The organism is Vreelandella zhaodongensis (genome assembly GCF_013415115.1).
GTDB lineage: Bacteria > Pseudomonadota > Gammaproteobacteria > Pseudomonadales > Halomonadaceae > Vreelandella > Vreelandella zhaodongensis.
In genome coordinates this window covers 272,288-299,080 of sequence record NZ_JACCDD010000003.1, presented here as the reverse complement: position 1 = coordinate 299,080, position 26,793 = coordinate 272,288, and the positions used below count along the sequence as shown (strand labels likewise).

Annotated in this window: 23 protein-coding genes; 17 read left to right on the top strand and 6 right to left on the bottom strand. The window is 53.6% G+C overall.

Translation table 11 applies throughout. From position 1 onward, the window contains the following. Window positions 1-14: 14 nt before the first annotated feature. Genes HZS79_RS07850 through HZS79_RS07840 form a run of 3 tightly spaced genes read right to left on the bottom strand, consistent with a single transcriptional unit; the run spans window position 15 to window position 2,878 of the window. Window positions 15-1,550, bottom strand: coding sequence for a PAS domain-containing sensor histidine kinase (locus HZS79_RS07850; RefSeq protein ID WP_162219480.1), 1,536 nt, complete (start codon window positions 1,548-1,550; stop codon window positions 15-17). A gap of 6 nt (window positions 1,551-1,556) precedes the next feature. After that, window positions 1,557-2,225 carry a 2OG-Fe(II) oxygenase gene (locus tag HZS79_RS07845; RefSeq protein WP_162219481.1) on the bottom strand — a complete coding sequence of 223 codons (669 nt, stop codon included), beginning with the start codon at window positions 2,223-2,225 and terminating at the stop codon, window positions 1,557-1,559. Further along, window positions 2,222-2,878: a CoA pyrophosphatase gene (locus HZS79_RS07840; RefSeq protein ID WP_179927511.1), complete on the bottom strand. Its 657-nt coding sequence runs from the start codon at window positions 2,876-2,878 to the stop codon at window positions 2,222-2,224. The genes HZS79_RS07845 and HZS79_RS07840 overlap by 4 nt, the downstream gene beginning before the upstream one ends. A 94-nt stretch (window positions 2,879-2,972) precedes the next feature. Between HZS79_RS07840 and HZS79_RS07835 the strand changes: the two genes are divergently transcribed. Continuing rightward, entirely contained in the window at window positions 2,973-3,530 is a 558-nt protein-coding gene (locus HZS79_RS07835; protein ID WP_179927510.1) for an NUDIX hydrolase, read from the top strand. A 38-nt stretch (window positions 3,531-3,568) separates the two neighbouring features. Here HZS79_RS07835 and HZS79_RS07830 read toward each other — a convergent pair whose 3' ends face one another. Beyond that, window positions 3,569-3,880, bottom strand: a complete 312-nt coding sequence (locus HZS79_RS07830) for a YqfO family protein (protein WP_162219484.1) — start codon at window positions 3,878-3,880, stop codon at window positions 3,569-3,571. A gap of 83 nt (window positions 3,881-3,963) precedes the next feature. Here HZS79_RS07830 and HZS79_RS07825 point away from each other — a divergent pair, with 83 nt between their 5' ends. The 14 genes from HZS79_RS07825 to HZS79_RS07760 all read left to right on the top strand — a co-directional run bounded on the left by HZS79_RS07825 (window position 3,964) and on the right by HZS79_RS07760 (window position 22,246). Further along, on the top strand, window positions 3,964-4,932 hold the full coding sequence (locus HZS79_RS07825) for a sugar-binding transcriptional regulator (RefSeq protein WP_162219485.1): 969 nt from the start codon (window positions 3,964-3,966) through the stop codon (window positions 4,930-4,932). A 220-nt stretch (window positions 4,933-5,152) separates the two neighbouring features. Continuing rightward, entirely contained in the window at window positions 5,153-6,475 is a 1,323-nt protein-coding gene (locus HZS79_RS07820) for an ABC transporter substrate-binding protein (protein ID WP_179927509.1), read from the top strand. 78 nt (window positions 6,476-6,553) lie between these two features. Further along, window positions 6,554-7,444 (top strand): carbohydrate ABC transporter permease, encoded by an 891-nt coding sequence (locus HZS79_RS07815; protein WP_179927508.1) that lies wholly within the window; start codon window positions 6,554-6,556, stop codon window positions 7,442-7,444. Window positions 7,445-7,476: 32 nt separating this feature from the next. Further along, window positions 7,477-8,331 (top strand): carbohydrate ABC transporter permease, encoded by an 855-nt coding sequence (locus HZS79_RS07810; protein ID WP_162219488.1) that lies wholly within the window; start codon window positions 7,477-7,479, stop codon window positions 8,329-8,331. An 11-nt stretch (window positions 8,332-8,342) separates the two neighbouring features. Next, entirely contained in the window at window positions 8,343-9,500 is a 1,158-nt protein-coding gene (locus HZS79_RS07805) for an ABC transporter ATP-binding protein (RefSeq protein WP_162219489.1), read from the top strand. Further along, window positions 9,497-10,195, top strand: a complete 699-nt coding sequence (locus HZS79_RS07800) for an HAD family hydrolase (RefSeq protein WP_179927507.1) — start codon at window positions 9,497-9,499, stop codon at window positions 10,193-10,195. Before HZS79_RS07805 ends, HZS79_RS07800 begins: the two co-directional genes overlap by 4 nt. Further along, window positions 10,179-10,964, top strand: coding sequence for an L-iditol 2-dehydrogenase (locus HZS79_RS07795; protein ID WP_179927506.1), 786 nt, complete (start codon window positions 10,179-10,181; stop codon window positions 10,962-10,964). The genes HZS79_RS07800 and HZS79_RS07795 overlap by 17 nt, the downstream gene beginning before the upstream one ends. A 7-nt stretch (window positions 10,965-10,971) precedes the next feature. After that, complete coding sequence (locus HZS79_RS07790; protein WP_179927505.1) at window positions 10,972-11,592, top strand: nucleoside/nucleotide kinase family protein; 621 nt, start codon at window positions 10,972-10,974, stop codon at window positions 11,590-11,592. 37 nt (window positions 11,593-11,629) lie between these two features. Beyond that, the gene (locus HZS79_RS07785; protein ID WP_179927504.1) at window positions 11,630-13,117 is read left to right on the top strand and encodes a mannitol dehydrogenase family protein; all 1,488 of its coding nucleotides are present in this window, start codon (window positions 11,630-11,632) and stop codon (window positions 13,115-13,117) included. Next, window positions 13,117-14,604, top strand: a complete 1,488-nt coding sequence (gene xylB / locus HZS79_RS07780) for a xylulokinase (protein ID WP_162219494.1) — start codon at window positions 13,117-13,119, stop codon at window positions 14,602-14,604. The genes HZS79_RS07785 and xylB overlap by 1 nt, the downstream gene beginning before the upstream one ends. Window positions 14,605-15,347: 743 nt before the next feature. Then, a complete protein-coding gene (locus tag HZS79_RS07775) occupies window positions 15,348-16,823 on the top strand; it encodes a TolC family outer membrane protein (protein ID WP_162219505.1) in 1,476 nt (491 codons plus the stop codon). A 77-nt stretch (window positions 16,824-16,900) separates the two neighbouring features. Next, window positions 16,901-18,178 (top strand): efflux RND transporter periplasmic adaptor subunit, encoded by a 1,278-nt coding sequence (locus HZS79_RS07770; RefSeq protein WP_179927503.1) that lies wholly within the window; start codon window positions 16,901-16,903, stop codon window positions 18,176-18,178. Then, window positions 18,178-21,369 (top strand): efflux RND transporter permease subunit, encoded by a 3,192-nt coding sequence (locus HZS79_RS07765; protein ID WP_179927502.1) that lies wholly within the window; start codon window positions 18,178-18,180, stop codon window positions 21,367-21,369. The genes HZS79_RS07770 and HZS79_RS07765 overlap by 1 nt, the downstream gene beginning before the upstream one ends. A 202-nt stretch (window positions 21,370-21,571) precedes the next feature. Beyond that, window positions 21,572-22,246, top strand: coding sequence for a hypothetical protein (locus HZS79_RS07760; protein ID WP_179927556.1), 675 nt, complete (start codon window positions 21,572-21,574; stop codon window positions 22,244-22,246). A gap of 42 nt (window positions 22,247-22,288) precedes the next feature. Here HZS79_RS07760 and HZS79_RS07755 read toward each other — a convergent pair whose 3' ends face one another. After that, complete coding sequence (locus HZS79_RS07755) at window positions 22,289-23,221, bottom strand: alpha/beta fold hydrolase (RefSeq protein ID WP_162219498.1); 933 nt, start codon at window positions 23,219-23,221, stop codon at window positions 22,289-22,291. A gap of 63 nt (window positions 23,222-23,284) precedes the next feature. Then, window positions 23,285-23,896 (bottom strand): TetR family transcriptional regulator, encoded by a 612-nt coding sequence (locus tag HZS79_RS07750; protein ID WP_162219499.1) that lies wholly within the window; start codon window positions 23,894-23,896, stop codon window positions 23,285-23,287. A 210-nt stretch (window positions 23,897-24,106) separates the two neighbouring features. Between HZS79_RS07750 and HZS79_RS07745 the strand changes: the two genes are divergently transcribed. Beyond that, window positions 24,107-25,138 (top strand): succinylglutamate desuccinylase/aspartoacylase family protein, encoded by a 1,032-nt coding sequence (locus tag HZS79_RS07745; protein ID WP_179927501.1) that lies wholly within the window; start codon window positions 24,107-24,109, stop codon window positions 25,136-25,138. Between the two features lie 195 nt (window positions 25,139-25,333). After that, window positions 25,334-26,788 carry a catalase gene (locus tag HZS79_RS07740; protein WP_179927500.1) on the top strand — a complete coding sequence of 485 codons (1,455 nt, stop codon included), beginning with the start codon at window positions 25,334-25,336 and terminating at the stop codon, window positions 26,786-26,788. Window positions 26,789-26,793 lie beyond the last annotated feature (5 nt).

Genomic DNA, 26,793 nt, shown 5'->3' with positions numbered 1-26,793 from the left:
CGCCGGATGCGCGATCATGCGCTTGTTTCTGTGCGAAGTGTTATATCAAAGCAGGCGCCTTTCGCGCTTTGCTGAGGGCGCAGAGTAAGCGCTCCTCCCATGCTTTCCATTAGCGAACGACTAATCGCTAGTCCCATCCCTAACCCTTCATCGCGTGTGGTGAAAAAGGCATCAAAAATAGTCTCTTGATGGTCTGGCGCTACACCAGGGCCTTGGTCTTCAACGCTAAGAGTCAGCTGCCGATTGCCGCTTTTTTGTGCGAATAAAACGACCTGATCGGCACCAGGGGTGTCACGGCTAGCGGTTAGCGCATTAAGCAATAGGTTAACGATTACTTGCTCAAGGGCAATAGGGTCTGCATAAATACGTGGCAACCCATGGGGCAGTTGTTGGGTAAGTTGAACTGACGCCTGCTTATACTGCCAGTCGCACAGTTGAAAGGCGGCGGCAATGACATGCTCAAGCACCAAGGGTCTGACGCAGTGACTGCGTTTACGCACAAAGCTACGCATATGACGGAGTCGCTGGGCAAGGCGCTGTACTTGTTCGTCAATGCGGGCCAGTGGCAATTGTAGCTCGCTGGCGGGCAAGTTTGGCGTGTGCTTCGCCTTTAGAAGGGCACCGCTGGTGTAGTTGGCGATAGCGCCGAGAGGTTGATTGAGTTCATGTGCAATATTAGACGCAAGCTCGCCGGCGGCGGCTAATCGGTTGGCATGGGCAATTTGTTCCTGATGCCGACGAGCCTGGGCTTCGGCAGCTTTGCGCACGCTGATATCGCGATTAATCAATGCAAAGTTACCAGGTTCCGCACCTCGGCTGCGGTGAGTAAGCACCACGCTAAGCACAGGGACGGAGCCGTTCGCGCTGAGCATCTCCAGCTCACCGCTCCAGGAACCATAGCGCTCAACGGCGGGGAATACCACCTGTTCCAGTAGTGCCAAGGAGTCAGCGTTGTATAGCACAGATAAGGCAACTTGCATGGTGGCGCGCGGGAGTGAAAAGCAGCGTCTAGCTGCTTCGTTAGCGCTAAAAATATGCTGGTTAGGCCCTAAAAAGAGCACGTAGTCGGTGGTAGATTCGACCACCTGCGCTAAGCGCTCTCTGGTCGCTTCGGCATGGACTCGGCGGCTCACATCCCGAGAGACACAAAGAATATCAATTAGCTCGCCTGTGGCATCATCTCGGCGGGTTCGGCTGGTGGTTTCAAACCATACATAGTGGCCTGCTTTAGCCCGAAACCGATACGTCTGCTGATAAAAACCGTCGTGATAGTACACACGTGGTGATTTGTTTAGCAGATCGCTTAAGTCGGCGGGATGAAACAGCTGATAGGCTGATACGCCGATCAGCTCTTCCGGTTCGTACCCCAGTAAGTCTCGCGCTGCCTGGGAGGCATATAAAAAAGTACCATCGCGGGCATGGCGGGATATCAGGTCAGTGGTACTTTCTGCCAACCACTGGTAATGACGCTTCTCTTCTTCCAACGCTGCATTTTGTGCTTCCAGCGCTTTGATCCTGGCATTCAATGTGGCTTCGTTAACGGTATCCATAGCGATTCAGCGCGCCGGGTCGAGTACGCCATCCAGCGAGGCATTGCGCCTAAACCAGCCGGCAATACTGGCACGTGGCTGTTGAGTGGGCAGCACCTCATGGGGAATGGTTTCGGATAAAAAACAGGCGAATGTGCCAGCTTCAGGAACCACGCGGGCGACCTCCTGAGAAGGGGTGTCGGGGTGATAAATGACCATCTCTCCGCCGGCATCCGTGGGCCACTGAGGATTTAAGTAACCGACGGTTGAAATAACCCGGTTAGCTCGCCCTCGAAAACTGTCTAAGTGGCGTTGATAAAACGCGCCCGGTGGATAGTGGGCAAAGTGGGCCTCGTACTCAAACAGCCCCAGGAAAAGCGCCTGGTTGAGGGACTGCTGGAGTTCTGCCATGGCATCAAGGTAGCGGCGTTGCGCTTCGCTTTCCCTATCCAGCCAGTGAATGGCATCGCCGCGAATGTCTTTGCGAAGGTGGTGTTCTTTGCCACGGCCAATGCCCGCTTCATCCAGCACATCGTGTTCGGCCATATGGTGCAGCTCACGGTGCAGCGCTTGGCAAAGTTCAAGGTCTATCACGTTGTTACCCACGTACCAGCCTTGCTCAACGAGCGCATCAACCAGCGCAATATGAGCAATAGGGTTAATTGCGGGAGGGGTAAGCGCTACGGAGGCAATCATTTCATGGTTCTCTTCGGCGTATGCGTTGCCTTCGACAGGCGGCTGCTTCTTTCAGGGTAGTGGCGTAACGCCCCTGGTGGGCGCTGGTAGAGATCAATGGCCATACCAAAACCCTCAGCCAGTAGTTCTACCAGCATCATTGCGGAAAGCCCCCAAATCACGTGACCATCGACATAGTAGCTGGGTACATAGTGAGCAACGCCATCTACCGTAATTACATCGGTATGGGTGCGCTTATCGTCTAGAAAATGGCTGATAGGTACTTCAAAAATTGTGTCTAATTCAGAGGGATCTGCCACCAGGGGTAAATCTGGCGGAATGATACCGACCCACGGGGTTACTCGGATGCCGTGTAGTGAAATAACGTCTGATAACCTTCCCAAGGGTTGTACAAACGAGGGCGCTAGCGCAATCTCTTCTTGTGCCTCGCGCAGAGCGGTGGCGTAGAGATCCGCATCACAGGCCTCGCGTTTGCCACCGGGAAATGCCACCTGGCCACTATGGGTGGTGAGATGGCTAGCCCGCCTTGTAAACAGCAGTGTCGGTGATGAGCGCTCCACAATGGGCATTAGCACGGCGGCCTCTGGCAGCACAATGTGGTCTAGCCGTTGAGGCGAGTGCTGTTGCAGCTGTTGACGCAGTTTCTCTAACATAGGGTATCCATTTGCTTTGTTCTCTTTTACCCAGCAGCGGTGATTGACGTCAAGTACGTCAGAGCCTTGCCCCATCAGCCGTAGAGAAAACGCGATGAATTTTTGTAGTCAGTGTGGTGAAAAAGTCCGTTTTGCTGTTCCTGAAGGCGATGACCGTTTGCGCTATTTATGTGATGCCTGTGGCACTATTCATTATCAGAACCCGCGTATTGTGGCAGGGACGCTGCCGGTGATTGGCGATAAAATATTGCTATGCAAGCGGGCAATTTCTCCCCGCAAAGGGTACTGGACACTACCCGCTGGCTATATGGAAAATGCCGAAACCACTCAGCAGGCCGCCGCACGGGAGACTTGGGAAGAAGCCTTTGCAGAGGTCAAACTGGAGGGGTTATACACGCTCATTGACCTGCCTCATATCAATCAAGTCTATATGATTTTTCGTGCTGAGCTTCTCGGTGGCTTTAGTGCTGGCTCTGAAAGCTTAGAGGTGGCGCTGTTTGAAGAGCATGAAATTCCCTGGGATGAGCTTGCCTTCCCAACGATTGAGCGTACATTGCAGCACTTTTATGAAGACCGTAAAAGTGCTCACTACCCGCTACACACCAGTTCAATTACCCCTGACGATAGAGAGCGTTATTTTGGCAGTGCCTAGGCTCTGTTAGTGAGATGCTCTGTTAGGGCATCGCCGAATTACAGATCGGCCAGTTGCCAAACATCGTAGGCCACCTCTTCATAGGGGTGGGCTAATTTCAGAGCCGCAATGGCTGCTTGAATGTGCTCATTTTGACAGACAAGCTCAACTTTTACTTCTTCGACGATTTCAAGTGATCCGACGTGACCAAGATGTGGTTGCGCACCCTCCAAGGGGCGGAACTGGCCGGTGCCGCGGGTTTGAAAACAGCAGGCTTCGTAATCGCCAATTCGGCCAGCACCTGTTTCAAAGACTGCTTCCTTTACACTCTCGGCATTTTCGATGGGAACAAAAAAAGCAAGCTTGTACATAGTCATCTTTATCCTTATTAATAAACGATGGCGCAAGAGCCCCAGTGAAGGCGTTGTGCGCCAATATTTCAAATTATAGGGCAGTGAGCGAGTCAATGGATAAGTTTGAGGTGAAGCTTGATCAGGCGGCCAGAGCCGCTTGGATGGCTTATGTCGGCGGCATGACTCAGGATGAAATTGCCAACCAATTAGGAGTTTCTCGACCCGGTGTCCAGCGTCTGTTAGCGCTTGCCAGGCAAGAAGGGTTGGTAAAGGTTCATATTGACCACCCTATTTCTACCTGTATGACATTAGGCAGCGTGCTTCGCGATCATTTCGGCTTGGCGTATTGCGATGTTGTGCCCGCCGATAGCCAGGCATCTGAAAGCGCTGCGTATTATCTAGCGGTTGCAGGTGCTGAAAGGATGGCGCGGTTGGTGGAACGCAGCGAGCCGTTAACGCTGTCTTTGGGGACTGGACGCTCGGTGCGAGCTGCGGTTGAGGCGCTTAGTCGTATTGAACGGCCCCAGCATCGTTTTGTCTCTTTGGTGGGTAATGTTGCCAGGGATGGTTCGGCTAACCGTTATGATGCGGTCATGTTGCTGGCAGATAAAACGGACGGCGAGCGATTTTTACTACCTGCACCCGTGGTAGCGGAGTCGTTAGTCGAAAAAGAGACCATGCTGACACAGCGCCTGTTTAAAGCGATTGCTGATGTGGCGAGGGAGTCTGAGGCTGCCTTTATTGGAGTCGGCAGAATCGATCGCCAAGCCACGCTGTTTCAAGACCACTTCATCAGCGAAAGTGAGCTAGATGAGCTATTAAGCCTTAAAGCAGTTGGTGAGTTGCTAGGCTGGCCGCTTAATGATCGCGGAGAGGTGATTGATTGCTCCATAACAAGGCGAGTAACCAGTTTGCCTCTAGAACGTTTCGTGAATCACCTTATGGTGGCAATAGCGGGTGGGCGCGATAAAGCTCCAGCAATTCTGGCAGCATTGCGAGGAGGCTGGTTAAAAGGATTAATAACGGACGAAACTGCAGCAAGACATATTGTTGATGCTATTACTCGATGATGCATGACGCAGTGCAATATGCAAATAGCTGAATGAATTAGCGTAAAGTTTAAAAAAGTAGGCTTTGCTTTTTTTTGCCTTTCGTACGATCATTTGATCGTTCGATGATCAATTAGATCAATTTTGCGGCGATGCCAATCACCACAGTTCTAATAACTACAGTTCCAGTAACAACCGTGCTTATAAAAACAATGCCAATAATTGCCAAGAGGAAAGCTGTATGCATATTGCACGTCATTTTCCCGTTACGACCCTAGTGGCTGCCATTGCGGTAGCTGGCCAAGCCCACGCTCAAACAGCGATCACCGTTGCCACGGTAAACAATAACGACATGGTCATCATGCAGAGCCTGACCGATGCCTTTGAGCAAGCGCACCCAGATATCACTCTGGACTGGGTGGTACTTGAGGAGAACGTGCTGCGTCAGCGTATGACCACGGACATTGCCACCGGCGGTGGGCAGTTCGACGTGATGACCATCGGCACCTACGAAGTGCCCATCTGGGCAGAGCGTGGCTGGCTTGAACCGCTGGAAAACTTGCCCGATGACTATGAAGCAGATGATTTGCTGGTATCGGTACGCGATGGCCTAAGCTTGGATGGCACGATGTATGCCCTGCCGTTCTATGCGGAAAGCTCCATGATGTACTACCGCACCGATCTGTTTGAGCAGGCTGGCATCGAGATGCCTGAGCAGCCCACCTGGGAGCAGGTGCGTGGCTGGGCCGAGCAGCTACACGGTACCGAAGAGAACCTGGCAGGTATTTGCTTGCGCGGTAAGCCGGGCTGGGGCGAAAACATGGCCTTTGTCTCGACGCTGGTAAACACCTTTGGCGGCCGCTGGTTTGATGAGCAGTGGAATCCGGAGCTCAACTCCGAGGCCTGGAACAACGCGATTACATTCTATGTTGACCTGCTAAGCAACTATGGGCCGCCTGGTGCCAGCTCCAATGGCTTTAACGAAAACTTGGTGCTCTTCTCTCGGGGGAACTGCGCCATGTGGGTTGATGCCACCTCGGCGGCAGGCAAACTCTTCGATGAGAGCGAGTCGGACGTAGCAGATACGCTAGGCTTTGCGCCAGCACCTATCGCGGAAACTCCTAAAGGCTCTCACTGGTTGTGGTCCTGGGCGTTGGCGATACCCGCTTCCTCTGAGCATAAAGAGGCGGCACAGGAGTTCATTACCTGGGCGACTTCACGGGAGTACATTGAACTTGTCGGTGAAACGAACGGTTGGACAAGCGTACCGCCAGGTACTCGTGAGTCCACCTATGCCAACGAGCAGTACGTTGATGCCGCACCATTTGCCGATTTTGTGCTTAACGCCATACAGGAAGCTGATCCTACCGACTCCAGCCTAGAGCCAACCCCCTATATCGGTGTTCAGTTTGTTGGTATTCCAGAGTTTCAGTCGATTGGTACACAAGTGGGCCAAACGATTGCCGCTGCCCTGACCGGTGACACCACGGTAGCGCAAGCGCTTGATAGTGCTCAGCGAGCCACCGAGCGCACTATGCAGCGGGCTGGCTACATCGAGCGTTAATACACTCTTGCGTCTGCCCAGCCATGGGCAGGCGTATTTCAGTGGTTCTAGCAGGTCTGTTTTCTTGCAGGTATTTCCATGAATAGAACACGTGCTTCCGGCCGAACGGTCGGCGGGCTAAGAACGCTTTCGCTTCAAGCGCCCGCGGTAACGCTGCTGCTGCTCTGGATGATCGTGCCCCTGGGCATGACGGTCTGGTTCTCTTTTCAGCGCTATAACTTGCTCATGCCAGAGATGACCGGCTTTGCCGGTTGGGAAAACTATGAATACTTGCTGACTGATCCCGCTTTGTGGTCAGCGATGAGCACCACCCTGTTGTTGGTAGGCTCGGTGCTGGTGATTACTGTGGTGGGTGGCACGCTGCTCGCGGTGCTTTTCCAGCAAGAGTTTGCTGGGCGTGGCATTGCCCGCGTACTGGCGATTTCTCCCTTCTTTGTCATGCCAACGGTGAGCGCCCTGGTATGGAAAAACATGATGATGCACCCCTCTAATGGGGTGTTAGCGTGGCTGTCGCAGTCACTAGGGCTGCCAGCGTTGGACTGGTTCTCATCGCTACCGCTGACCTCCATCATCATTATAGTGTCGTGGCAGTGGCTGCCGTTTGCGCTACTGATCCTGCTCACCGCCATGCAGTCGCTTGATGAAGACCAAGTGGAAGCAGCACGCATGGATGGTGCTGGACCACTGGCTATTTTCTTCTTCATTACGCTACCACACCTAAAGCGTGCCATTAGCGTGGTGATCATGATTGAAATGATCTTCTTGCTGACGATTTTTGCTGAGATTTTTGTCACCACCTCCGGCGGACCGGGACTCGCGACCACTAACTTAGCCTATTTGATCTATATCCAAGCGCTGCTGGATTTCGATGTGGGCTTGGCCTCAGCGGGTGGGGTGGTCGCCATCATTCTCGCCAATATCGTCGCGATTTTCCTTGTCCGTATGGTCGCTAAGAACTTAGAAGACTAACCCCGGTGACAGGGCGTCTTGGGAGCATTTCAATGACACTTCATCGTAATAGCGTCGCGCCAGCTAACGCTCGCTCGTTGCCCATCAGGCAACTGGTCTTAACCCTAGTGGGCTGGTCGATTGCCCTGATTATCTTTTTCCCCATCCTGTGGATGGTGCTGACTGGGTTTAAAACTGAAACGGCAGCCATTGCAGATCCAAGCTTTCTCTTTTCCCCCACACTTGAGAGCTATCAAGCCGTTCATGCACGCTCGGGCTATGCCCGTTTTGCGCTAAATAGCGTAGTCGTGGCGTTTGGCTCCACCTTTTTAGCACTACTGATTGCCATTCCATCGGCGTATGCCATGGCCTTTTTGCCCACTAAGCGCACCAAGGGCACGCTGCTCTGGATGCTGTCTACCAAAATGCTGCCACCTGTGGGTGTTTTGGTGCCTATCTATTTGATTTTCCGAGACGTGGGGTTGTTGGATACCCGCACTGGTCTGATCATTATTTACACCTTGATGAACCTACCTATTGTGGTGTGGATGCTCTACACCTTCTTTAAAGATATGCCCAAAGACATTCTGGAAGCCGGCAGGATGGACGGCGCTTCCACCCTGCAGGAGGTGTTTTTCCTGCTGCTGCCACTAACACTGCCAGGCATCGCTTCTACCGGGCTGCTCTCGGTGATTCTGAGCTGGAACGAAGCATTCTGGAGCCTCAACTTAACCTCGTCGAAAGCGGCACCATTGACCGCCTATATTGCCTCCTTCTCAAGCCCTGAAGGGCTATTCTGGGCCAAGCTTTCGGCAGCTTCCACCATGGCAATCGCCCCCATCCTGATCTTCGGTTGGATGACCCAAAAACAAATGGTGCGCGGCCTGACCTTTGGCGCCGTCAAGTAAAGGAGTTCCCCATGGCAACCTTACAACTGAAGAACATTATCAAACAGTTTGGCGACACCAAGGTCATCAAAGGTATTGATCTCGAAGTGAATGACCGCGAGTTCGTGGTGTTTGTTGGCCCGTCGGGCTGTGGTAAATCCACGCTAATGCGCATGATTGCGGGTTTGGAGAGTGCAAGCGACGGCGATATTCTGATCGATGGTAAGCGAATAAACGATGTGGGCCCCGCCGACCGGGGCTTGGCCATGGTGTTTCAGAGCTATGCGCTTTACCCGCACATGACCGTTGAGGCCAACATGGGTTTCAGCATGCGCTTGGCTGGAGTACCTAAAGAGGAGCGCCGCGCCAAAGTGTTAGAAGCCGCTAAAATTCTACAGCTTGAACCGCTACTGGATCGCAAGCCCAAAGCACTTTCAGGCGGCCAGCGCCAACGGGTGGCGATTGGCCGGGCGATTGTGCGCAACCCAAGTATCTTTCTGTTTGATGAGCCGCTCTCCAATCTGGATGCGGCGCTGCGGGTACAGATGCGTATTGAGCTGGCACGGCTTCATGAAGAGCTGGACGCCACGATGATTTATGTCACCCACGATCAGATAGAGGCCATGACCATGGCCGATAAAATCGTTGTGCTACATGATGGCGTGGTGGAGCAGGTGGGCTCGCCAATGGCGCTCTACCACCATCCGCGCAATCGCTTTGTGGCGGGCTTTATTGGTTCACCTAAGATGAATTTTCTACCGGTGACGTTGACCGGTGTAACGCCTGAAGGCGTAGAGATTCGTCTGCCCGGTGGCGGTGAGCGCAGTGTGCCGGTCGACGGTGTGCACTTGGATGCTAACGCCACTCTTGAGCTGGGTGTTCGCCCAGAACACTTAGTGCTTGATGAACAGGGGCCGCTGAGTGGGCAGATCAAAGTGCTTGAGCGCCTCGGCGGTCAAACCTCGCTCTACGTTCAAATGGACGATGAGCTGATCACTATCATGGCTGATGGCGATGTGGCCTACCGGGTCAATGATACCGTGCGCTTCGGCTTTGCCCCCGAGCGCGCTCATCTGTTTGACGCAGGCGGGCTAGCCCTAACTAGCCTGCAGCAGCACCCGTTAGCGAGGCTGACTCGTCAAGATAATCGCGCAGCTACGGAATCTGCCTCCCCAGGGGAGCAGGTATGAGAGCGCTGATTTTTGATTGCGACGGTGTCCTGGTGGATAGTGAAGCACTCGCTGAAGGGACTCTGGAAACCCACCTTAAGCAGTGGCTGCCGGATCTGGATATCCCAGCGTTGCTTAGCCAAGCCCTAGGAATGACGACGGCCAACATCCTCCAGCACCTGGAACAGTTAAGCCGTCACCAACTGCCGCCCAATGCTGCTGAACTGGTCGATAACGCCATTGAGGCGCGCTTGGCGCGGGAGTTAACCGCCATTGCGGGGGTACACGCAGCCATCAGCGAGATCGATTTGCCCAAGGCCGTGGTGTCGAACAGCCGTCGCTGCCGTGTACTGGCATCGCTCGCCACCACCCAACTGGACGGCGCACTAGGCGATGTGCTGATTTTTACCGCCGAGCAGGTTGAAAATCCAAAACCAAACCCCGCTATTTATCACTTGGCGGCCAACGCTCTTGGCTGCTCGCCCAGCCGCTGTTTGGTGGTAGAGGATAGCGTGGCAGGGGTGACCGCTGCTTATGCTGCAGGCATGCGAGTGATTGGTTTTGTGGGGGCAAGTCACATTGATGAACAGCAGCCCTCACGGCTACTAGCGGCGGGCGCTTGGCGAATTTTGCCCCACATGCGCGGACTTCACGCCTTAGTGGACGAGTGGCAATCCCATTTGCAAGGACAAGATAACAATGAAACTGCTCAATAAACGCGCCGTCATCACAGGCGGTGCCCGTGGTATCGGTTTAGCCATTGCTCAGCGCTACCTCGCCGAAGGGGCGAATGTCATTGTAGCCGACATCGATGCCCACGCCATTGACGATGCGCTCGCCACGCTGCAACAAGACGCTAGCGCCGAGCGCGTGATGGGTGTCGTGCTGAACGTGTGCGACCAAGCCTCTATCAACGCCATGGTGGAGTGCGTTACCGAGCGATTTGGCGGGATCGATATTTTAGTCAATAACGCCGCAGTGTTTGATATGGCACCGGTGCTCGAGGTGACAGAGGCAAGCTTTGACAAGCAGTTTGCGGTGAATACCAAAGGGCTATTTTTCACCCTGCAGACAGTGGCTCGTGCCATGGTGGCACAAGGCCAAGGGGGTAAAATTATTAATATGTCGTCTCAGGCAGGCCGACGAGGCGAACCACTCGTCAGCGTTTACTGTGCTAGTAAAGCTGCTGTGATTAGCTTGACCCAATCCTGCGGACTGGATTTGATCAAGCACCGTATCAACGTGAACGGCATTGCACCGGGCGTAGTGGATACGCCGATGTGGGAAGAAGTCGATGCACTGTTTGCGCGCTACGAGAACCGCCCGCTGGGCGAAAAAAAGCGTTTGGTTGGCGAATCTGTGCCCTTTGGGCGTATGGGATTGCCGGAAGACCACACTGGGGCGGCCGTGTTTCTTGCGAGTCAGGATAGTGACTACGTCGTTGCCCAGACGCTCAACGTTGATGGTGGCAACTGGATGAGTTGAGACACCTATGATCCCTAGCCTTGTTTCGTTAAGTCACCAGCTATTGGATGCCGCCGAAGGCAAAGCACGCTTTATGGTTGCCCTGGCGGGACCACCTGGGGCAGGAAAGTCTTATCGCAGCGCGCTGTTATGCGATGCGATTAATCGGCAGAGGCCAGGGCAGGCAGCCGTGGTTCCGATGGATGGCTACCACTTCGATAACGCCGTGTTGGGTGATGAGCAACTGCCGTTGAAAGGTGCGCCGCACACTTTCGATGTGGGTGGCTTACATCATGATTTAGTGCGCATTCGTCGCGGTGATCAACCGGTAGCGGTGCCTGTGTTTGACCGACCGCTGGATCTCGCTCGAGCCGGAGGGCGGTTGATTACTCCAGCGCACCGCATTGTGATTGTAGAAGGTAATTACTTGCTGCTGGATCAAGAACCCTGGCGGGCGCTGCACAAGCTGTTCGACTGGACTCTGTTTATCGATGTGGACGATACCGTGCTGGTTGAGCGGTTGGTGAGTCGCTGGCTCTGCATGGGCCAAGATCATATCGGTGCCCTCGAGCGAGCTCATCAAAAAGACATGCTTAACGCTGAACTGGTAAAAAACGGCAGCGTGCCACCTGACCAGCGCTGGCGCTAGGTCGCGGCGTTCCTAACCAATGACCCGGAGAGTGACGATGACCCTGCTTAATAATCACAACATGGGTGCCCTTAGCGCGGCGGTTGAGACGCCTTCTTATGATCGGCAGTCCGTGACGCCAGGCATCGTGCATATTGGCGTCGGTGGTTTTCATCGTGCCCATCAAGCGATGTACCTTGACGCGCTAATGAACCAGGGGGAGGCGTTTGAATGGGGCATTGTGGGCGTGGGCGTAATGCCAGGTGATAAGCGCATGCAGCAGGCTCTTGCGGCGCAAGACTACCTCTATACGCTCGTGGTGAAGCACCCCGACGGCGAGTATCAGCCCCGTGTGATCGGCAGTATGGTGGATTACTTGTTTGCTCCGACAGACCCTGAAGCAGTGATCGAAAAAATGGCTGATCCCGCCATCAAGATTGTGTCGCTCACCGTGACGGAGGGTGGCTACAACTTCCATCCGGTGACCGGAGAGTTCAATCTGGATTCTCCACAGGTGCGGAAAGATCTCGCCCACCCAGAGCAACCTTCCTCCAGCTTTGGTTTAGTGGTGGAAGCTCTGGTTCGTCGCCGCGCGCGGGGCATTGCACCTTTTACGGTGATGTCCTGTGACAATATTCAAGGCAACGGTGATGTGGCCAAACGCATGTTCAGCGCCTACGCCCGTGCCCGCAGCGCGGGACTTGGCGACTGGCTAGCTGCCGAAGTGGCGTTTCCCAATGCCATGGTGGATCGCATCACGCCAGTGACAGCGCCCGTGGATATCGACGAGCTGGCCCAGCGGTTTGATGTTGAGGATGCTTGGCCAGTGGTATGTGAGCCATTTACCCAGTGGGTGCTGGAAGATCACTTTCCTTTGGGTCGCCCAGCGTTCGAGAAAGTAGGCGTTCAGCTTGTCGATGATGTAGAGCCTTATGAGCTGATGAAGCTACGACTGCTCAACGCTAGCCATCAGGCGCTCGCTTACTTCGGCTATTTGGCAGGCTACCGCTACGCCCATGAAGTGTGCCAAGACCCGCTGTTTGTCGAGTTCTTGCTGAGCTACATGCGTGAAGAGGGCACGCCTACGCTGGCGCCAGTGCCAGGGGTGGATTTAGAAGCTTATCGGCTGACCCTGATTGAACGCTTCGCCAACCCGCAAATTAAAGACACTCTGGTACGACTATGTGCTGAAAGCTCTGATCGCATTCCCAAGTGGCTCGTGCCAGTCATTCGCCAGCAGCTTGCCCAGGGAGGTGAGGTTGAGCGCAGCGCCGCCGTGGTCGCCAGTTGGGCACGTTACGCTGAAGGCGTCGATGAACAGGGAGAGGCTATCGATATTGTGGACCGTCTGCGTGAGCCATTGATGGCCATTGCTGCCAGCAACCGCACGTATCCCGCTGCGTTTGTTGAGAACCGCGAGCTGTTTGGTGACTTGGCTGATCAGCCTCGCTTTCTACACGCTTATTTAAAGACATTGACGTCGCTGCATGAACGAGGAGCTCGGGCTACTCTTGAGGCTTTGGTCGCGTCCAAAGGAACGGTGTGATGTATATCGGAGTAGATTGCGGTACGCAGAGTACTAAAGTCGTGGTAGTGGATGTGGAGCGTGGTGTGATCCTGGGGGAAGGCAGTCGTCCTCATAGCCTAGAAGAGGGAGAGCATGGCCGCCGAGAGCAGGCACCCGCGGAGTGGCTGGCAGCGCTCAAAGGGGCTTTTTTTCAAGCGATTGAGCGTTCTGGCATTGATACCAAGCAGGTGCGGGGGGTTGGCGTTTCCGGACAGCAGCACGGCATGGTGGCACTGGATGCGGATGGTGTGCCGGTGTATCCCGCTAAACTGTGGTGCGATACCGAAACCAGTGCTCAAAACAGCGATTTAGTCGACCGACTTGGAGGCGAAACGGGCTGTCTGGAGAAGCTTGGTCTAGTGTTACAGACTGGCTATACCGCGTCTAAAATAGCGTGGTTGCGCGAGAATCACCCGGATGCCTACCAGCGTATAGCCACTCTGCTACTGCCCCACGACTACCTTAACTTCTGGCTGACCGGCGAGTGTGTCACTGAGGCGGGAGATGCGTCGGGCACCGGTTATTTCGATACCCGTGCCCAATGCTGGCAGAAAGAAGTATTTGCAGCCATTGCGCCGGAACTCGACCCTGAGCGTGTGCTACCTCGTCTTATCCAGGCGCACGAGCCGGCCGGGCGAGTGCGCCCACTTGTGGCACAAGAGTTGGGGCTTAGCAATAACGTGGTGGTGTCATCTGGTGGCGGCGACAACATGATGGGCGCCATTGGCACCGGTAATATTACTCAGGGGCTGGTGACGCTTAGTTTAGGTACCTCTGGCACAGTGTGCGCCTACTCACCTAATTCGGTGGTGTGCAACAGCGCCATGGTGGCCAACTTCTGTGCCAGCCATGGGGGGTGGCTGCCGTTAATCTGCACCATGAACGTTACTTCTGCGACTACCCGTGTACGTGAGTTGTTCGGGCTGGATTTGGCTACCTTCAGCGAGCAGGTGGCAAGCGCCCCGATTGGCGCTGACGGGGTGATTGTACTGCCATTTTTTAACGGCGAGCGTGTGCCGATGCTGCCCAATGCGACTGGCGATTTTCTTGGCTTGACAAGCCTTAATATGACCCAGGCCAACCTATGCCGAGGGGTGATGGAAGGCGCTACCTTTGGCCTGCGTTATGGACTGGAACTACTAGGCGAGCTAGCCGCCGACACAAGCCAAATTCGGTTGATTGGCGGCGGTGCCAAAAGCCCCGTTTGGCGGCAAATGGTGGCCGATATTACTAATACCCAGGTAATTTGCCCAGAAATTACCGACGCTGCTGCATTAGGTGCGGCCATTCAAGCGGCGTGGTGCGATTTACACCAGGAGGGCGTTACCTTGGCATCGCTCTGTGAGCGTTTGGTGCACCTGGATGCCGCTTCCCTTGCTGACCCAGATGCTGAGCGTGTTACTGCCTATGAGGCGATTTATCAGCGTTATCGCGATACGCTTGCTCAGCGTCATAGTATTAAATAATGCGGAAAAGATGCTGCTCTGCTTTGTACCGTTTAGAGATAGACACAGAGGGTACATGCCCCGCTTAAGTGGAGAGCGTCATGGATGTCATCTTGCGCGACCTGCTAGAGACGCTGGGATTGATCATCACTGATAAGCCTCAGTCACTCAGTGTTGGTGATATAGCCGCTGTTGACGCATTAACTACCTGCTAAGGCCATTTCGTTATTAAGCGCGAACGGCGTTTACTGCCTTTTAAATTAAACTAGCTGGATGTCGCGTTGCTCAGCCGAATTGAGCGCCAAGCAGGCCAGCTAGCAACATGATTGCAAGCTTTATCCACTGCTTAATCATCTGCTGTGATTTTTATCAGGGTATCGCAGCGTCGAAGAGCGTTGTATGTCCGCACCTGCGGGAGAAATAATGGCGGTAGCGCTGGTTTTTTCGCTTTTTTAACTCCTTGTTTAGGAAGGAAATTGCCATTTTATTTTGTTGGGAGTTTCGAGTGCTCATTTCAGTCAGCGTGTTATGACATTAGCTACAGCGCGATTGGCTCAAGGTTCACGTGGTGCAAATGTAGCGCTAAAAACTGCATACCCATAGCGCTTTGAACTAAGGTAAGTGAGTAGGCTTTTAGAGCGAGACTGTCCACACATTTAGACTAAGTTCAAGTCTGGCATACATACATGAATGTAACTATAATGCCACTCTTTCATCATGGCGCGTTAACCGCGCTGATTTCGTTGACACCTAGAGGCAATCCTATGCGACTGGCACACTGGGCAGTCAATGCCCCTTTTCGCCCCCTGCTCTTAGCAGTGCTCACCTCATCGTTTATTGTGCCTGCTCAGGCCGCTGATCTGGTGACAATCACTCAAGATGCGCTCGATAACAACGCAGCATTGGCTTCTACACGTGCTGAGTTTTCCGGTATTGAGGCGGGTCGTGATGTTGTACGTGGTGGTTTGCTGCCTCAGGTGAATGCATCAGGTAATGTTGCCCATAACCGTCAATATGAGAGTCAGTCATCCGCAAGACCGATGGGAGCTGGTGTCGGGGGGGCTGAAGGTGCGGGGGGCGTTGGTGGCGATGACAGTTTTAACACCGCTTCGTTGACCCTTGAGGCGACACAAGCGCTATTCAACGCGGTCACGCAGCAAGAAGTTAATCAGGCGGAGCGTCAGATTGACCAGCAAGTGTATGTGTTGGCAGCCACCGAACAGCAATTGCTAATCGATGTTGCGAGCGCTTACTTTGATATTCTTCGTGCTCATGAAGTATTGGAGGCTCGCCTTGCCCAAGAGCGTGCGATTGGCCGCCAGTTAGAGCAAGCTCGTGAACAGTTTGAGGTAGGCCTCATCGCTATTACCTCGGTAGAAGAAGCTAGGGCAAGTTTCGACCAGTCCCGTGCAGATCGCATTGCGGCTGAAAGTAATCTACAAGTGGCGTTTGAAGTGCTCGAGCAACTTACAGGCCAACGCTACCCGAGTATTGATGCACTAGGCGACGACATGCCGATTGCGTTGCCTACGCCCGCCGACCGCAATTATTGGGTAGAACAGGCGCTAGAACGTAACCCTCAAGTGTTGGCTCAGCAGGCAGGTATCGAGCTTTCTCGCGTTGGCGTTGAGCTGGCTCGTGCCGGACGTATGCCAACGGTGCAGGCGTTTGCCAATTACCGGTATACCGACAGCGATAGTGATCTGGTCAGTGGCTACAACACGTCAAGTCAAGTGGGTGTCTCGGCGAACTTGCCTATTTATACCGGTGGCAGCACCAGCGCTCGTATTCGCCAAGGTACCTTCCAGCTTGAAAGTAGCCAATACGACTTCGAGTCTCAGCGCCGTACTACCATCCAGCAGGTGCGCTCACTGTATACCCAGGTGAGTAATAACGTCGAAACCGTAGAAGCCCGCCAACAGACCATCGTCTCTAATCGCAGTGCCCTTGAGGCGACCCGGGCCGGTTACGAGGTGGGCACACGCAACATCGTGGATGTTTTGAACGCTGAGCAAAATCTTTACAACGCTATCGCCAACTACGCAGAAGCACGCTATGACTACGTGGTGAATTTATTGTCATTGCGCCAACAGGCGGGGCTGTTAGATGTTGCAGCGATTGAAGAAGTGAATGCGTGGTTAACCGGAGATGAAGTGAACTTTACGCTCCCCGAAAGTGGTGAGCCCGACGCCTACCAACGTGCAATGGATATTGGCGCTCCCCCTACGCCCGGCGCTTAGGTGTCATAAAACGCTAGGCCAGTACAGTGCTGTGTTGCTATCCGTCAATGTGAAAAAGAGTAATGGGAAACCGATGTATGAAGAAGACGATTCACTCAGGTAGAGCGAGTCTAATGGCGCTGATAGCTGCATTGGCGTTAGCGGCTTGCGGTCAGGAGCAGCCTGAGACACAGCAGGCCGAGCAACAGGAAGCGCCCCCTCATTCGGTCGAAGTGGCGGATATTGCTCGGCAGGATATACCGCTGGATAAATCGTACCCATCGCTACTGCGTAGTGATAGCGAAGTAACGCTGGTGGCAAGGGTAAATGGTTTTCTGGAAGAGCGTCATTTTGAGCCAGGGCAGTTGGTTGAACGAGGCGACCGGCTATACACCATTGAACCTGACCTTTATCAGGCAACGGTTAATCAGCGTGAGGCTGACTTACAGAGCGCCCGTGCTGAAATGTCCCGAGCTCAGCGTGACGCTCAGCGTTTCGAACAGTTGCTAAGCCAAAACTCCGTTAGCCGACAGCAATACGATCAAGCGCTGGCTGATCAGCGTGTCGCACAGGCGCGCGTTGCTCAGGCAGAGGCGGCGTTAACCAGCGCTAATCTCGATCTTGGTTACTCCCGCGTTACTGCTCCTGTCTCAGGCATGATTGGTTTAAGCCAAATCAATATTGGTAACTTGGTTACGTCAGGAACCGAACTTGCGACCATTACCCCGCTTGACCCCCTTGAGGTGCGTTTCCAGTTACCTCAACGCGATGCGTTCGAGCTGCGTCGTCAGCTTCAAAACGTTGGCGATATGTCCGCGATTACCGCTCGTCTTAGCGTGCCGGGTGTGAGTGGTGGCAGTGGTTCCGAGCTTGAAGGGCAACTGAACTATCTCAGTTCTCGTGTGGACATGGGAACCAGTACTGTTCAGGCGGCGGCAACGTTTGCGAATCCAGATGGTGCGATCTTGCCCGGACAGTTTGTGCGTGTGCGTTTAGATGGCTTGAAGCGCTTCGATGTTATCGCTGTGCCCGAGATTGCTGTCACTCAAGGGCTGATGGGGCCGCGGGTGTTTGTGCTGGACGAAGAGAACAAGGCACGTGAGCGCAACATCCAGCTAGGCGATGTCGCTGGCCCTTGGCAAATCATTGTTGATGGTTTGGAAGAAGGTGAGCGCGTTATCGTAGGTGACCCAGCAGGTATTGAGCCTGGAGTTGTGATTGATCCCGTTGCTTTTGATGGCAATGCAGAAGCCATCGTTGACGACGTTGAAGAAGCAGATGCCCAAGAGCAGCAGGAACAGGCTGAAGCGGCTGCCGAAATGACGGAAGGTGCTGGTGATCTGCCGGCAGATGAAGAGGAAGAGGGCGCACCATAATGAGTTTCTCTAACTTCTTTATCAGTCGTCCGATTTTCGCCACGGTGCTGGCGATTATCCTGACGCTGGTCGGCACAATGGCCATGCGAATACTGCCGATTGAGCAGTATCCCAGCGTGGTGCCTCCTACTGTTTCAGTACAGGCTCAGTTCCCAGGGGCTGATGCTGAAACCGTCGCGCAAACGGTGGCTGCACCGCTTGCGGAAGCCATTAACGGCGTTGAGGACATGCTATACATGACCTCAAATAGCGCCGATAACGGTCTTATGAGCTTGAGCGTGGCGTTTAATATTGGCACTGACGGTGATATTAACACCATCAACGTGAACAATCGGGTTCAAGGAGCACTTTCACGGCTGCCCGAAGCGGTGCAGTCCCAAGGGGTTAGTGTCTCGCTTCGTTCAGATTCAATTCTGATGCTGGTGGCGTTGACGTCACCGAGTGGCGATTACAACAACGTTTATATGCAGAACTACGCCACGCTTAACATTCTTGACGAACTGCGCCAAGTGCCGGGCGTCGGGAATGCGGAAGTGCTAGGTGGCGGTGAGTTCGCCATGCGTATTTGGATGGATCCCGACAAGCTAGCTCAGTACGACCTTACGCCCAGTGAGGTGGCCAGCGCCATTCGCGCGCAAAATACTGAAATTCCAGCAGGTAACTTAGCCGCAACACCGCAAAGTGAACCGCGCGCCTACACGTATACGATTACCGCGGGTGGGCGTTTATCAGATACTGACGACTTCCGTAATATTTATCTACGCACTAACCCAGATGGCTCTTCACTGCGCCTGGAAGACGTGGCGCGTATAGAACTGGGGGCATCGTTTTATGGGGTCGATGCGCGCTTAAACGGCGCCACCATGACGCCTATTATTATTAACCAGCAGCCAGGAGCCAACGCGTTAGAAACAGCGGAGGCAGTACGTACGACGATGGAGGAGCTGTCGGGACGTTTCCCGCCAGGGCTTGAGTATGTAACGCCTTACGACACTACGCTGTTCATTGATGCATCGGTGGAAACGGTACTGAAGACCTTCATCGAAGCGTTCCTGATCGTTATCGTTATTCTGTTTATCTTCTTGCAGAACTGGCGCTTTACGGTGATTGCGATGTCGGTGGTGCCGGTATCCGTTATCGGCACCTTTGCTGGCTTCTACTTGTTTGATTTTTCGATCAACCTGCTAACCCTGTTTGCCTTGGTGCTGTCGATAGGCATCGTGGTAGATGACGCCATACTGGTGGTGGAGAACGTCGAGCGCGTGCTCAGCGAAGAGGACGATATCTCTGTTCGTGACGCGACTATTCGCGCGATGAAAGAGGTGGGTGGCCCGGTGATTGCCACCTCGCTCATTATGGCCGCGGTATTTGTGCCGGTGGCTTTTTTAGGTGGTTTTACCGGGCAAATCTATCAGCAGTTCGCGATTACCGTGGCGATATCGGTGGCGCTCTCTGCGTTAATGGCGCTGACCTTTACACCGGCGCTTTCTGCTATCTTCATCAAACACAACCTGCATAAAACCAAGCAGTCGGCGTTTAAGCGCGCAATTACCACGCCGCTGCGCTTGTTTGACCGCTTTTTTGCCGGTTTTACCGCCGTGTATATGTGGTTTGTGAAGAAGTTAGTGCGTTTTTGGGTGTTGGCATTAGCACTAACAGTGATGACCGGCGTAGGCTCCTACTGGCTGTATATCAATACGCCAGCTACGTTGGTGCCAGAGACGGATCAAGGAATTGTGCTGGTCAGTGTATCGCTCCCCGATGCCGCGTCGCTGGATCGTACTCAAAACTATATGGCCAAGCTGAGTGCTGCGATTGAAGACATCCCAGGTGTGCAGTACTCCTCGGCGGTGGCAGGCTATGACATCCTTTCAAGTGCGGTGAATACCGCGCGTGGCATTATGTTTGTCAATATGCACCCCTGGGCGGAGCGGGAACTGACGGCTGATCAGCTAGTTGGAAAAATCATGCAGTTAGGCGCCAGTATCGATGGTGGTTCTGCCATGGCATTTAACGTGCCGCCCATCATGGGGCTTTCGACGACGGGCGGTTTTACGGGCTACCTGCAGTCGTTTGATGGTGCATCGCCTCGCGAGCTTTACGAAGCGTCATTGCAAATTATGGGGGCTGCAAACCAGCACCCAGCGTTAAACCGCGTTTTTTCAACCTTCAACGTCAACGTGCCTTCTTACCGTGCTGAAATCGACCAGCAGAAAGCGCTGAGTTATGGGGTGGCATTGGAGAATATTTCATCGGCTCTCTCAAATACCTTTGGTAATGGTTTTGTTAACTTCTTCAGTTACCAAAACCGCAACTTCCAGGTCTATTTGCAGAATGAGGATGAATTCCGTAAGACACCCGATGACGTCAGCAATGTGTATGTGCGAGGTGGCAATGGCGAGCGTATACCGCTTTCTGAATTTGTCACCCTAGAACGCCAGGTCGGGCCTTCTGTGGTTTCGCGTTTTGGCGTGTATGCTGGCGCGCAATTCCAAGGTGGCGCTGCGCCTGGGTTCAGTTCGGCTGAAGCTATTCAGGCGATGGAGGAAGTGGTGCAGGATACCCTTGGCTCTAACTGGGGAATGGGCTGGACAGGTACCGCGTACCAAGAGTCTAACCTTGGCAATACCGCAACGCTGGCAATTGTGTTCGGTATTCTTATGGTCTTCCTGATCTTGGCGGCGCAATACGAAAGCTGGTCGCTTCCTCTGGCGGTGCTGACTGCTACGCCATTTGCTTTCCTGGGAGGTATTGGAGGGATTGCGCTGCGTGGGTTAGATACCAGTGTTTATGTTCAGATTGGGATGCTGGTCGTCGTGGGACTGGCAGCCAAGAACGCGATACTGATCGTTGAGTTTGCTGAGCTGCAGCGAAAAGAGCAGGGTAAGTCGATCCGCGAAGCCGCTATTACCGCAGCGGAATTACGCTTCCGTCCTATCGTCATGACCTCACTGGCCTTTATCTTCGGGACCTTGCCGTTGGCACTGGCCACTGGTGCCAGCGATGTGAGCAGTCACCACATAGGGACCACCGTAGCGGTAGGTATGGCCTCTGTTGCGATACTAGGAAGCCTGTTTATTCCAAGCTTCTACGCAATGATTGCCACGGTGTCTGATTGGCTCTATCACAAGCGCCACCCCGACCAAGGGCGTGATAACGAGCAGGCAGCGTTAGGTCACGACCAGCCGTAACGCTGTTTAGCAACTGCTAGCGGGCACCATGTCTTCATGGTGCCCGCTTTTTTGTGGGTAAATGATCAGGGGCAATATAGCTAATCACATAAACGCGTAAGGTGGTCTACGCTAAAAGAGACCCCTGTTTTTAGCTTGTGCTAATAAAGATAACGTCAAGCGAAAACACTACCAGGCTTTGTCTGGAGGAGAACACGCCATGATGCAATCACTTGTTTCTGCTGCACTGCAATTTCCAACGATTGTCTTTACCGTTTTGTTGGCATTGGTAGCGCTCTACTGGCTGCTGGTGTTAATCAGGCTTGCGCCGCTGGAGCTGTTTGAGCGTGACAGCCTGCGCGACGATCATATGGCCAGCACGCTGGTGTCACTCGGCTTTGCGGGCGTGCCTGCCACGCTTGCGTTAAGCGTTTTGGTGCTTTTCGCGGGTGCCATTTCGCTAGCTATCGAGCTAATAGCCCTTCGCTGGTTATCTTTGGGTATGTTGCGGGTGCCTGTCGGCGTGCTCGTTTTGTGGATGTCATTCGCGGTTGCGTCTCCGGTGGCCGCCGCCATGTGCCACTCATTACAGCGTGCGCTCCATCGCTATCAACCGTTCCAGCAGCGTTGCTTATTGGGTGCCACCGTGGTGGTCTCAGAACGCCAGAGTAGTGAATACGCATCTGCTCAACTAGAAAATGAACCCAGCAGCGTAGTTAGGTTGCACTGTAAAGAAGGAGACTGCCCGCAACTTGGCGAGCGCCGAGTGCTAGTGAAATATCTTGTCGGAGAAGACGCGTATCGCAGTGTGATTGAACAGCAATATTTAGATACGCGCGTTCGTTTGAATAAATTGCGCTTGCGCCGCAAACACCACTCGAATGGCTATTCCATTTAGCCGTATTAGACTGAAGAGCTAAAGTTAACTAACCAAAACAGGCTAACCAAATAAGCGCCGCCACTGCTTCACGAACCATTGACCAATGAGGTATGAAGCTGTTGCGGTTTTGGTAGGTTTCCTGCTTGGGAAAGAGGCCAGCGGCGTGTCGAGAAACTGACGAAGCGGGGTTACTTGATCAGGACGATTGAACATAGGGGCATGGCCGCAATCGGGAGCGGTATAGGTAACGAGGCCAGGTTGCACCTCTTTCATGCGTGGCAGCGTTTCGGCATCCAACAGCGTTGATTCGGCGCCACGAACCACCATCACGGGGCAGCGAATGTTCGCCCAATCGGCCCATGTGTCTCGCGGCGTATCATGGATAAACTGCTCGCCAATGCGAGGGTCGAAGTGATAGGTCCACCCGCCATCAGGTAGTCGCCGTGCACTGCCAAGCGCTAATGCTCGCCACTCTTCATCGCTGGTAATTCCAAAGCTTGCATAGTGCTGTGTTAACTCTTCTCGAAGGTCGGAAAAACTGGTAAAGCGGTGGGTCATACTAAAATAACGTGAGAGGGCGAGCAGGCCGTCTTTATTTAGCTCGGGGCCAACATCGTTAAGGATAAGTCGAGAGAATCGCTGCCCATGCTGCTCATCAGCTGCCAATAGCATGCCCAATAACCCACCCATGGACGTGCCTAGCCAGTCGACCTGTTCTAGCTGGAAGTGATCTAAAACGGCGATCGCCACGGTCATGTAGTGGCTGTAAAGATAATCGTGGGCTGGAAACAGTGACCAACTGGATAGGCCGCGGCCGGGCGTATCCGGCGCAAGAATACGCCATTCGTTGCCTAACTGATTAGCCAGGGCTTCGAAGTCGCCGCCGTGGCGAGCAAGGCCGTGCCATGCAATCAGCGTGCGGGGAGCATCGGGATTCCAAACACGAACAGCGATATCAAGTTCGCGGACACGAACAAATTCTAATGCATCCATAACATATTCCTATGCTGACGATTCGCTCAGTATAGGGCTATTGCTGCGTTGCAGCGAGGTCGGTTAGCGTTGCATCATCGTGATTAATGTATCGATCAATTCACCACCACGCTCGCGCAGTGAAAAAGCCTCAGGGTTGCGTAGCCAATCGTGGAATAATCCACCCAGTGCCGCCTGCATAAGCCGCGTTGCCACGTCGGGGGTGAGATCATTGCGTAGCAACTGCTGCTGCTGAGCCAGTTGAAATACCGACAGCATTTCATCGAAACACTCGTCTGCGATCTCATCTTGCATCTGAATCGGATTGATATCGCTAAAGAACTCACAGCGATGCAGAAGAATTGACAAAATGCGCTGATGTGACGGCTGCTCTAAACGGTCTAGGCCTGCATGGCAGGCAAGCCTGATGGCTTCTAATGGGGAGACGGTTGGGTCGGCATTGTTGACCTCTTCCATTAATGATTGGAAGGGCATGCGAACACGCTCTACCAATGCCATAAAAAGGTCGCCTTTATTTTTAAAATGCCAATAAACGGCACCGCGCGTCAGGTCAGCGTGACGGGCAATTTGTTCCAGCGACGTGCGAGCTACGCCTTTTGCGAAAAACACTTCTTCAGCCGCATCCAACAGCGCTTCGCGAGTTGCCGCAGCCTCCGCTTTGGTTTTTCTTGCCATAAAAAACGTAACCTCAAAATAAGTGACACGGGATAGTCACATTTTATCGTATGTGCGCCACTTTTTACATTCAAAACTGTATGGTTAGTAACTCAAGTTAATAGCGTGGGTTAGTAAACTCGTTATTTGCCACTAAAAAGCGTATAAGATTTATTTGGAAACGCTGTTTCGAAACGTAACTGTCATTACGCACGTTATAGGGATGTCAGCATGGCGCGAGTACCTTTTACCCTGGCAGGACATACTGTAATGCCTGGTCAACGCTTACAAATTGATGTGCCTGTGGCACGCCTATATACCCACACACAGCTGCATATCACCGTTGAGGTGGTGCATGGACGTAAAGACGGGCCGGTTATGTTGGTGTGTGGTGGGATTCACGGTGATGAAATTAATGGGGTAGAGATTGTTCGTCGTTTGCTGCGTTCTAAGGCGATTAGCAGTTTGCGGGGCACGCTCATTGCAGTACCGGTGGTCAACGTTTTTGGGTTTTTACAACAAACGCGTTACTTGCCGGACCGGCGCGATTTAAACCGTTGTTTCCCAGGCAGTGAAAAGGGCTCGTTAGGGGGGCGTATTGCGGCTCTGTTCCGTGACGAAATTGTCGATCACGCCACGCATATTATCGACTTGCATACCGGTGCTATTCACCGGACTAACCTCCCTCAGATTCGTGCCCAGCTCCAGCCAGGTAGTGAAACGGAACGCATGGCCGATGCGTTTGGTGCCCCCGTTGTGCTTAATGCAGAGCTACGTGAAGGTAGTTTGCGTCACTATGCTCAGAATCGCGGTATTCCTGTGCTTACCTATGAAGCAGGCGAGGCACTACGCTTTGATGAGTGGGCTATTGCCCCCGGCGTGCGGGGTGTTTTGCGCGTGATGCGACGCTTAGGCATGCTGACAGGCGAACAGCGCCGCCGCTCACCAATGCCTGCTGAGCTAGCCAATGGCTCTAGCTGGGCGAGGGCTCCTATCGACGGTATTCTGCGCCCCAAGGTGCGCCTAGGTGCCCGAGTGGCGAAAGGCGAGGTGCTTGGTAAAGTGGCTGACCCGTTTGGTAACGATGAAGGCGAAGTGCTGGCCATGGCCGACGGTATTGTTATCGGCATGAGCCGCCTGCCACTAGCGAACGAAGGTGAAGCGCTGTATCACATCGCACGCTTTGATGAGATTGAAGAAGCTGAAACAGCGATTGAGAATTTTCAATCAAGCCTGACGCCCCAGTCGGATGCCATGTATTGATGTGATACCGCGTACTGATGCTTTCTAGCACATGCGCACTGGTCATTGAATCCGTGTTATGGATGGCGCGATGCACTTGAATTGACTATACCTGAGGGGTGGTCGCTTTAGCTGATATTAATATAGCCTGTTGCAAGCGGCCTTTTTCCAGTGGCACAGACCGTGCCATGTCGAATGTGACAAGGAGGAAGTGTAATGAGCAGTGATAGCCAGTATCCCACCACCAACGACTCAGGTATTCCGGTTGCAAGTGACGAGCATGCGCTTTCGGTAGGTCCAGATGGTCCGATTGTGATGCACGATCACTATTTGATGGAGCAAATGGCAGCGTTTAACCGTGAGATGATTCCCGACCGCCAGCCTCACGCAAAAGGGAGCGGTGCGTTTGGTCATTTTGAAGTGACCCAAGATGTTAGCCAGTACACCAAAGCCAAGTTTCTACACCCGGGCACTAAGACCGATGTACTGATCCGCTTTTCGACCGTCGCAGGGGAGAGCGGCAGCCCCGACACATGGCGCGACCCGCGTGGCTTCTCGATTAAGTTTTATACCGAAGAGGGCAATTTCGACATGGTGGGTAACAATACCCCCGTGTTTTTTGTACGCGACCCAATGAAGTTCCAGCACTTTATCCACTCGCAAAAACGCCGTGCGGATAATGGCTTGCGCGATCACGATATGCAGTGGGATTTCTGGACGCTAGCGCCTGAGTCAGCCCACCAAGTGGCATGGTTGATGGGCGATCGTGGGGTGCCTGCCACATGGCGGCATATGAACGGTTACTCCAGCCATACGTACATGTGGGTCAATGCAGAGGGCGAGCGGTTTTGGGTGAAGTATCATTTCAAAACCGACCAAGGTATCAAATGCATGACCCAGGAGCAGGCGGACCAAATGGCGGGGAGCGATGCTGATTATCATCGCCGAGACTTGTATGAAGCCATAAAGCGGGGCGACTATCCCACGTGGACGCTCAAGATGCAGATTATGCCGTTCAATGATGCCAAAACGTATCGCGTTAACCCCTTCGATTTAACCAAGGTGTGGTCCCATAAAGATTACCCATTAATCGAAGTTGGTAAGCTGACGCTTGATCGTAATCCCACGGATTTCCATAGCGAAATTGAGCAAGCGGCGTTTGAGCCTAACAACATGGTGCCGGGTACTGGGCTGTCGCCGGATAAAATGTTGCTGGCGCGCTCTATTTCATATGCAGACGCTCACCGGGCACGCCTAGGTGTAAACTACAGGCATATCCCCGTGAATACGCCCAGATGCCCCGTGCATAGCTACAGCCAGGGCGGCGCCATGCGTATCCAGCACTCCACCGATCCGGTTTACACGCCCAATAGCAAAGGCGGGCCGAAAGCTGATGCCCAGCGCTATCCGGAAGATGCCGTGTGGTCGACGGACGGGCAGTTTGTGCGCGCGGCCTATACGCTAAGAAAGGATGACGACGACTGGAACCAAGCCCATACGTTGGTACGCCAGGTCATGGATGATGCCCAGCGTGATCGCTTGGTGTCGAACGTTGTCGGGCACTTATCTGGTGGCGTCACCGAACCCGTGTTAGCACGTGCCTTTGACTACTGGCGCGCTATTGATCAAGAGGTTGGTGAACGCATTGAGCAAGGTGTTCGCAATCAATAGGAGAG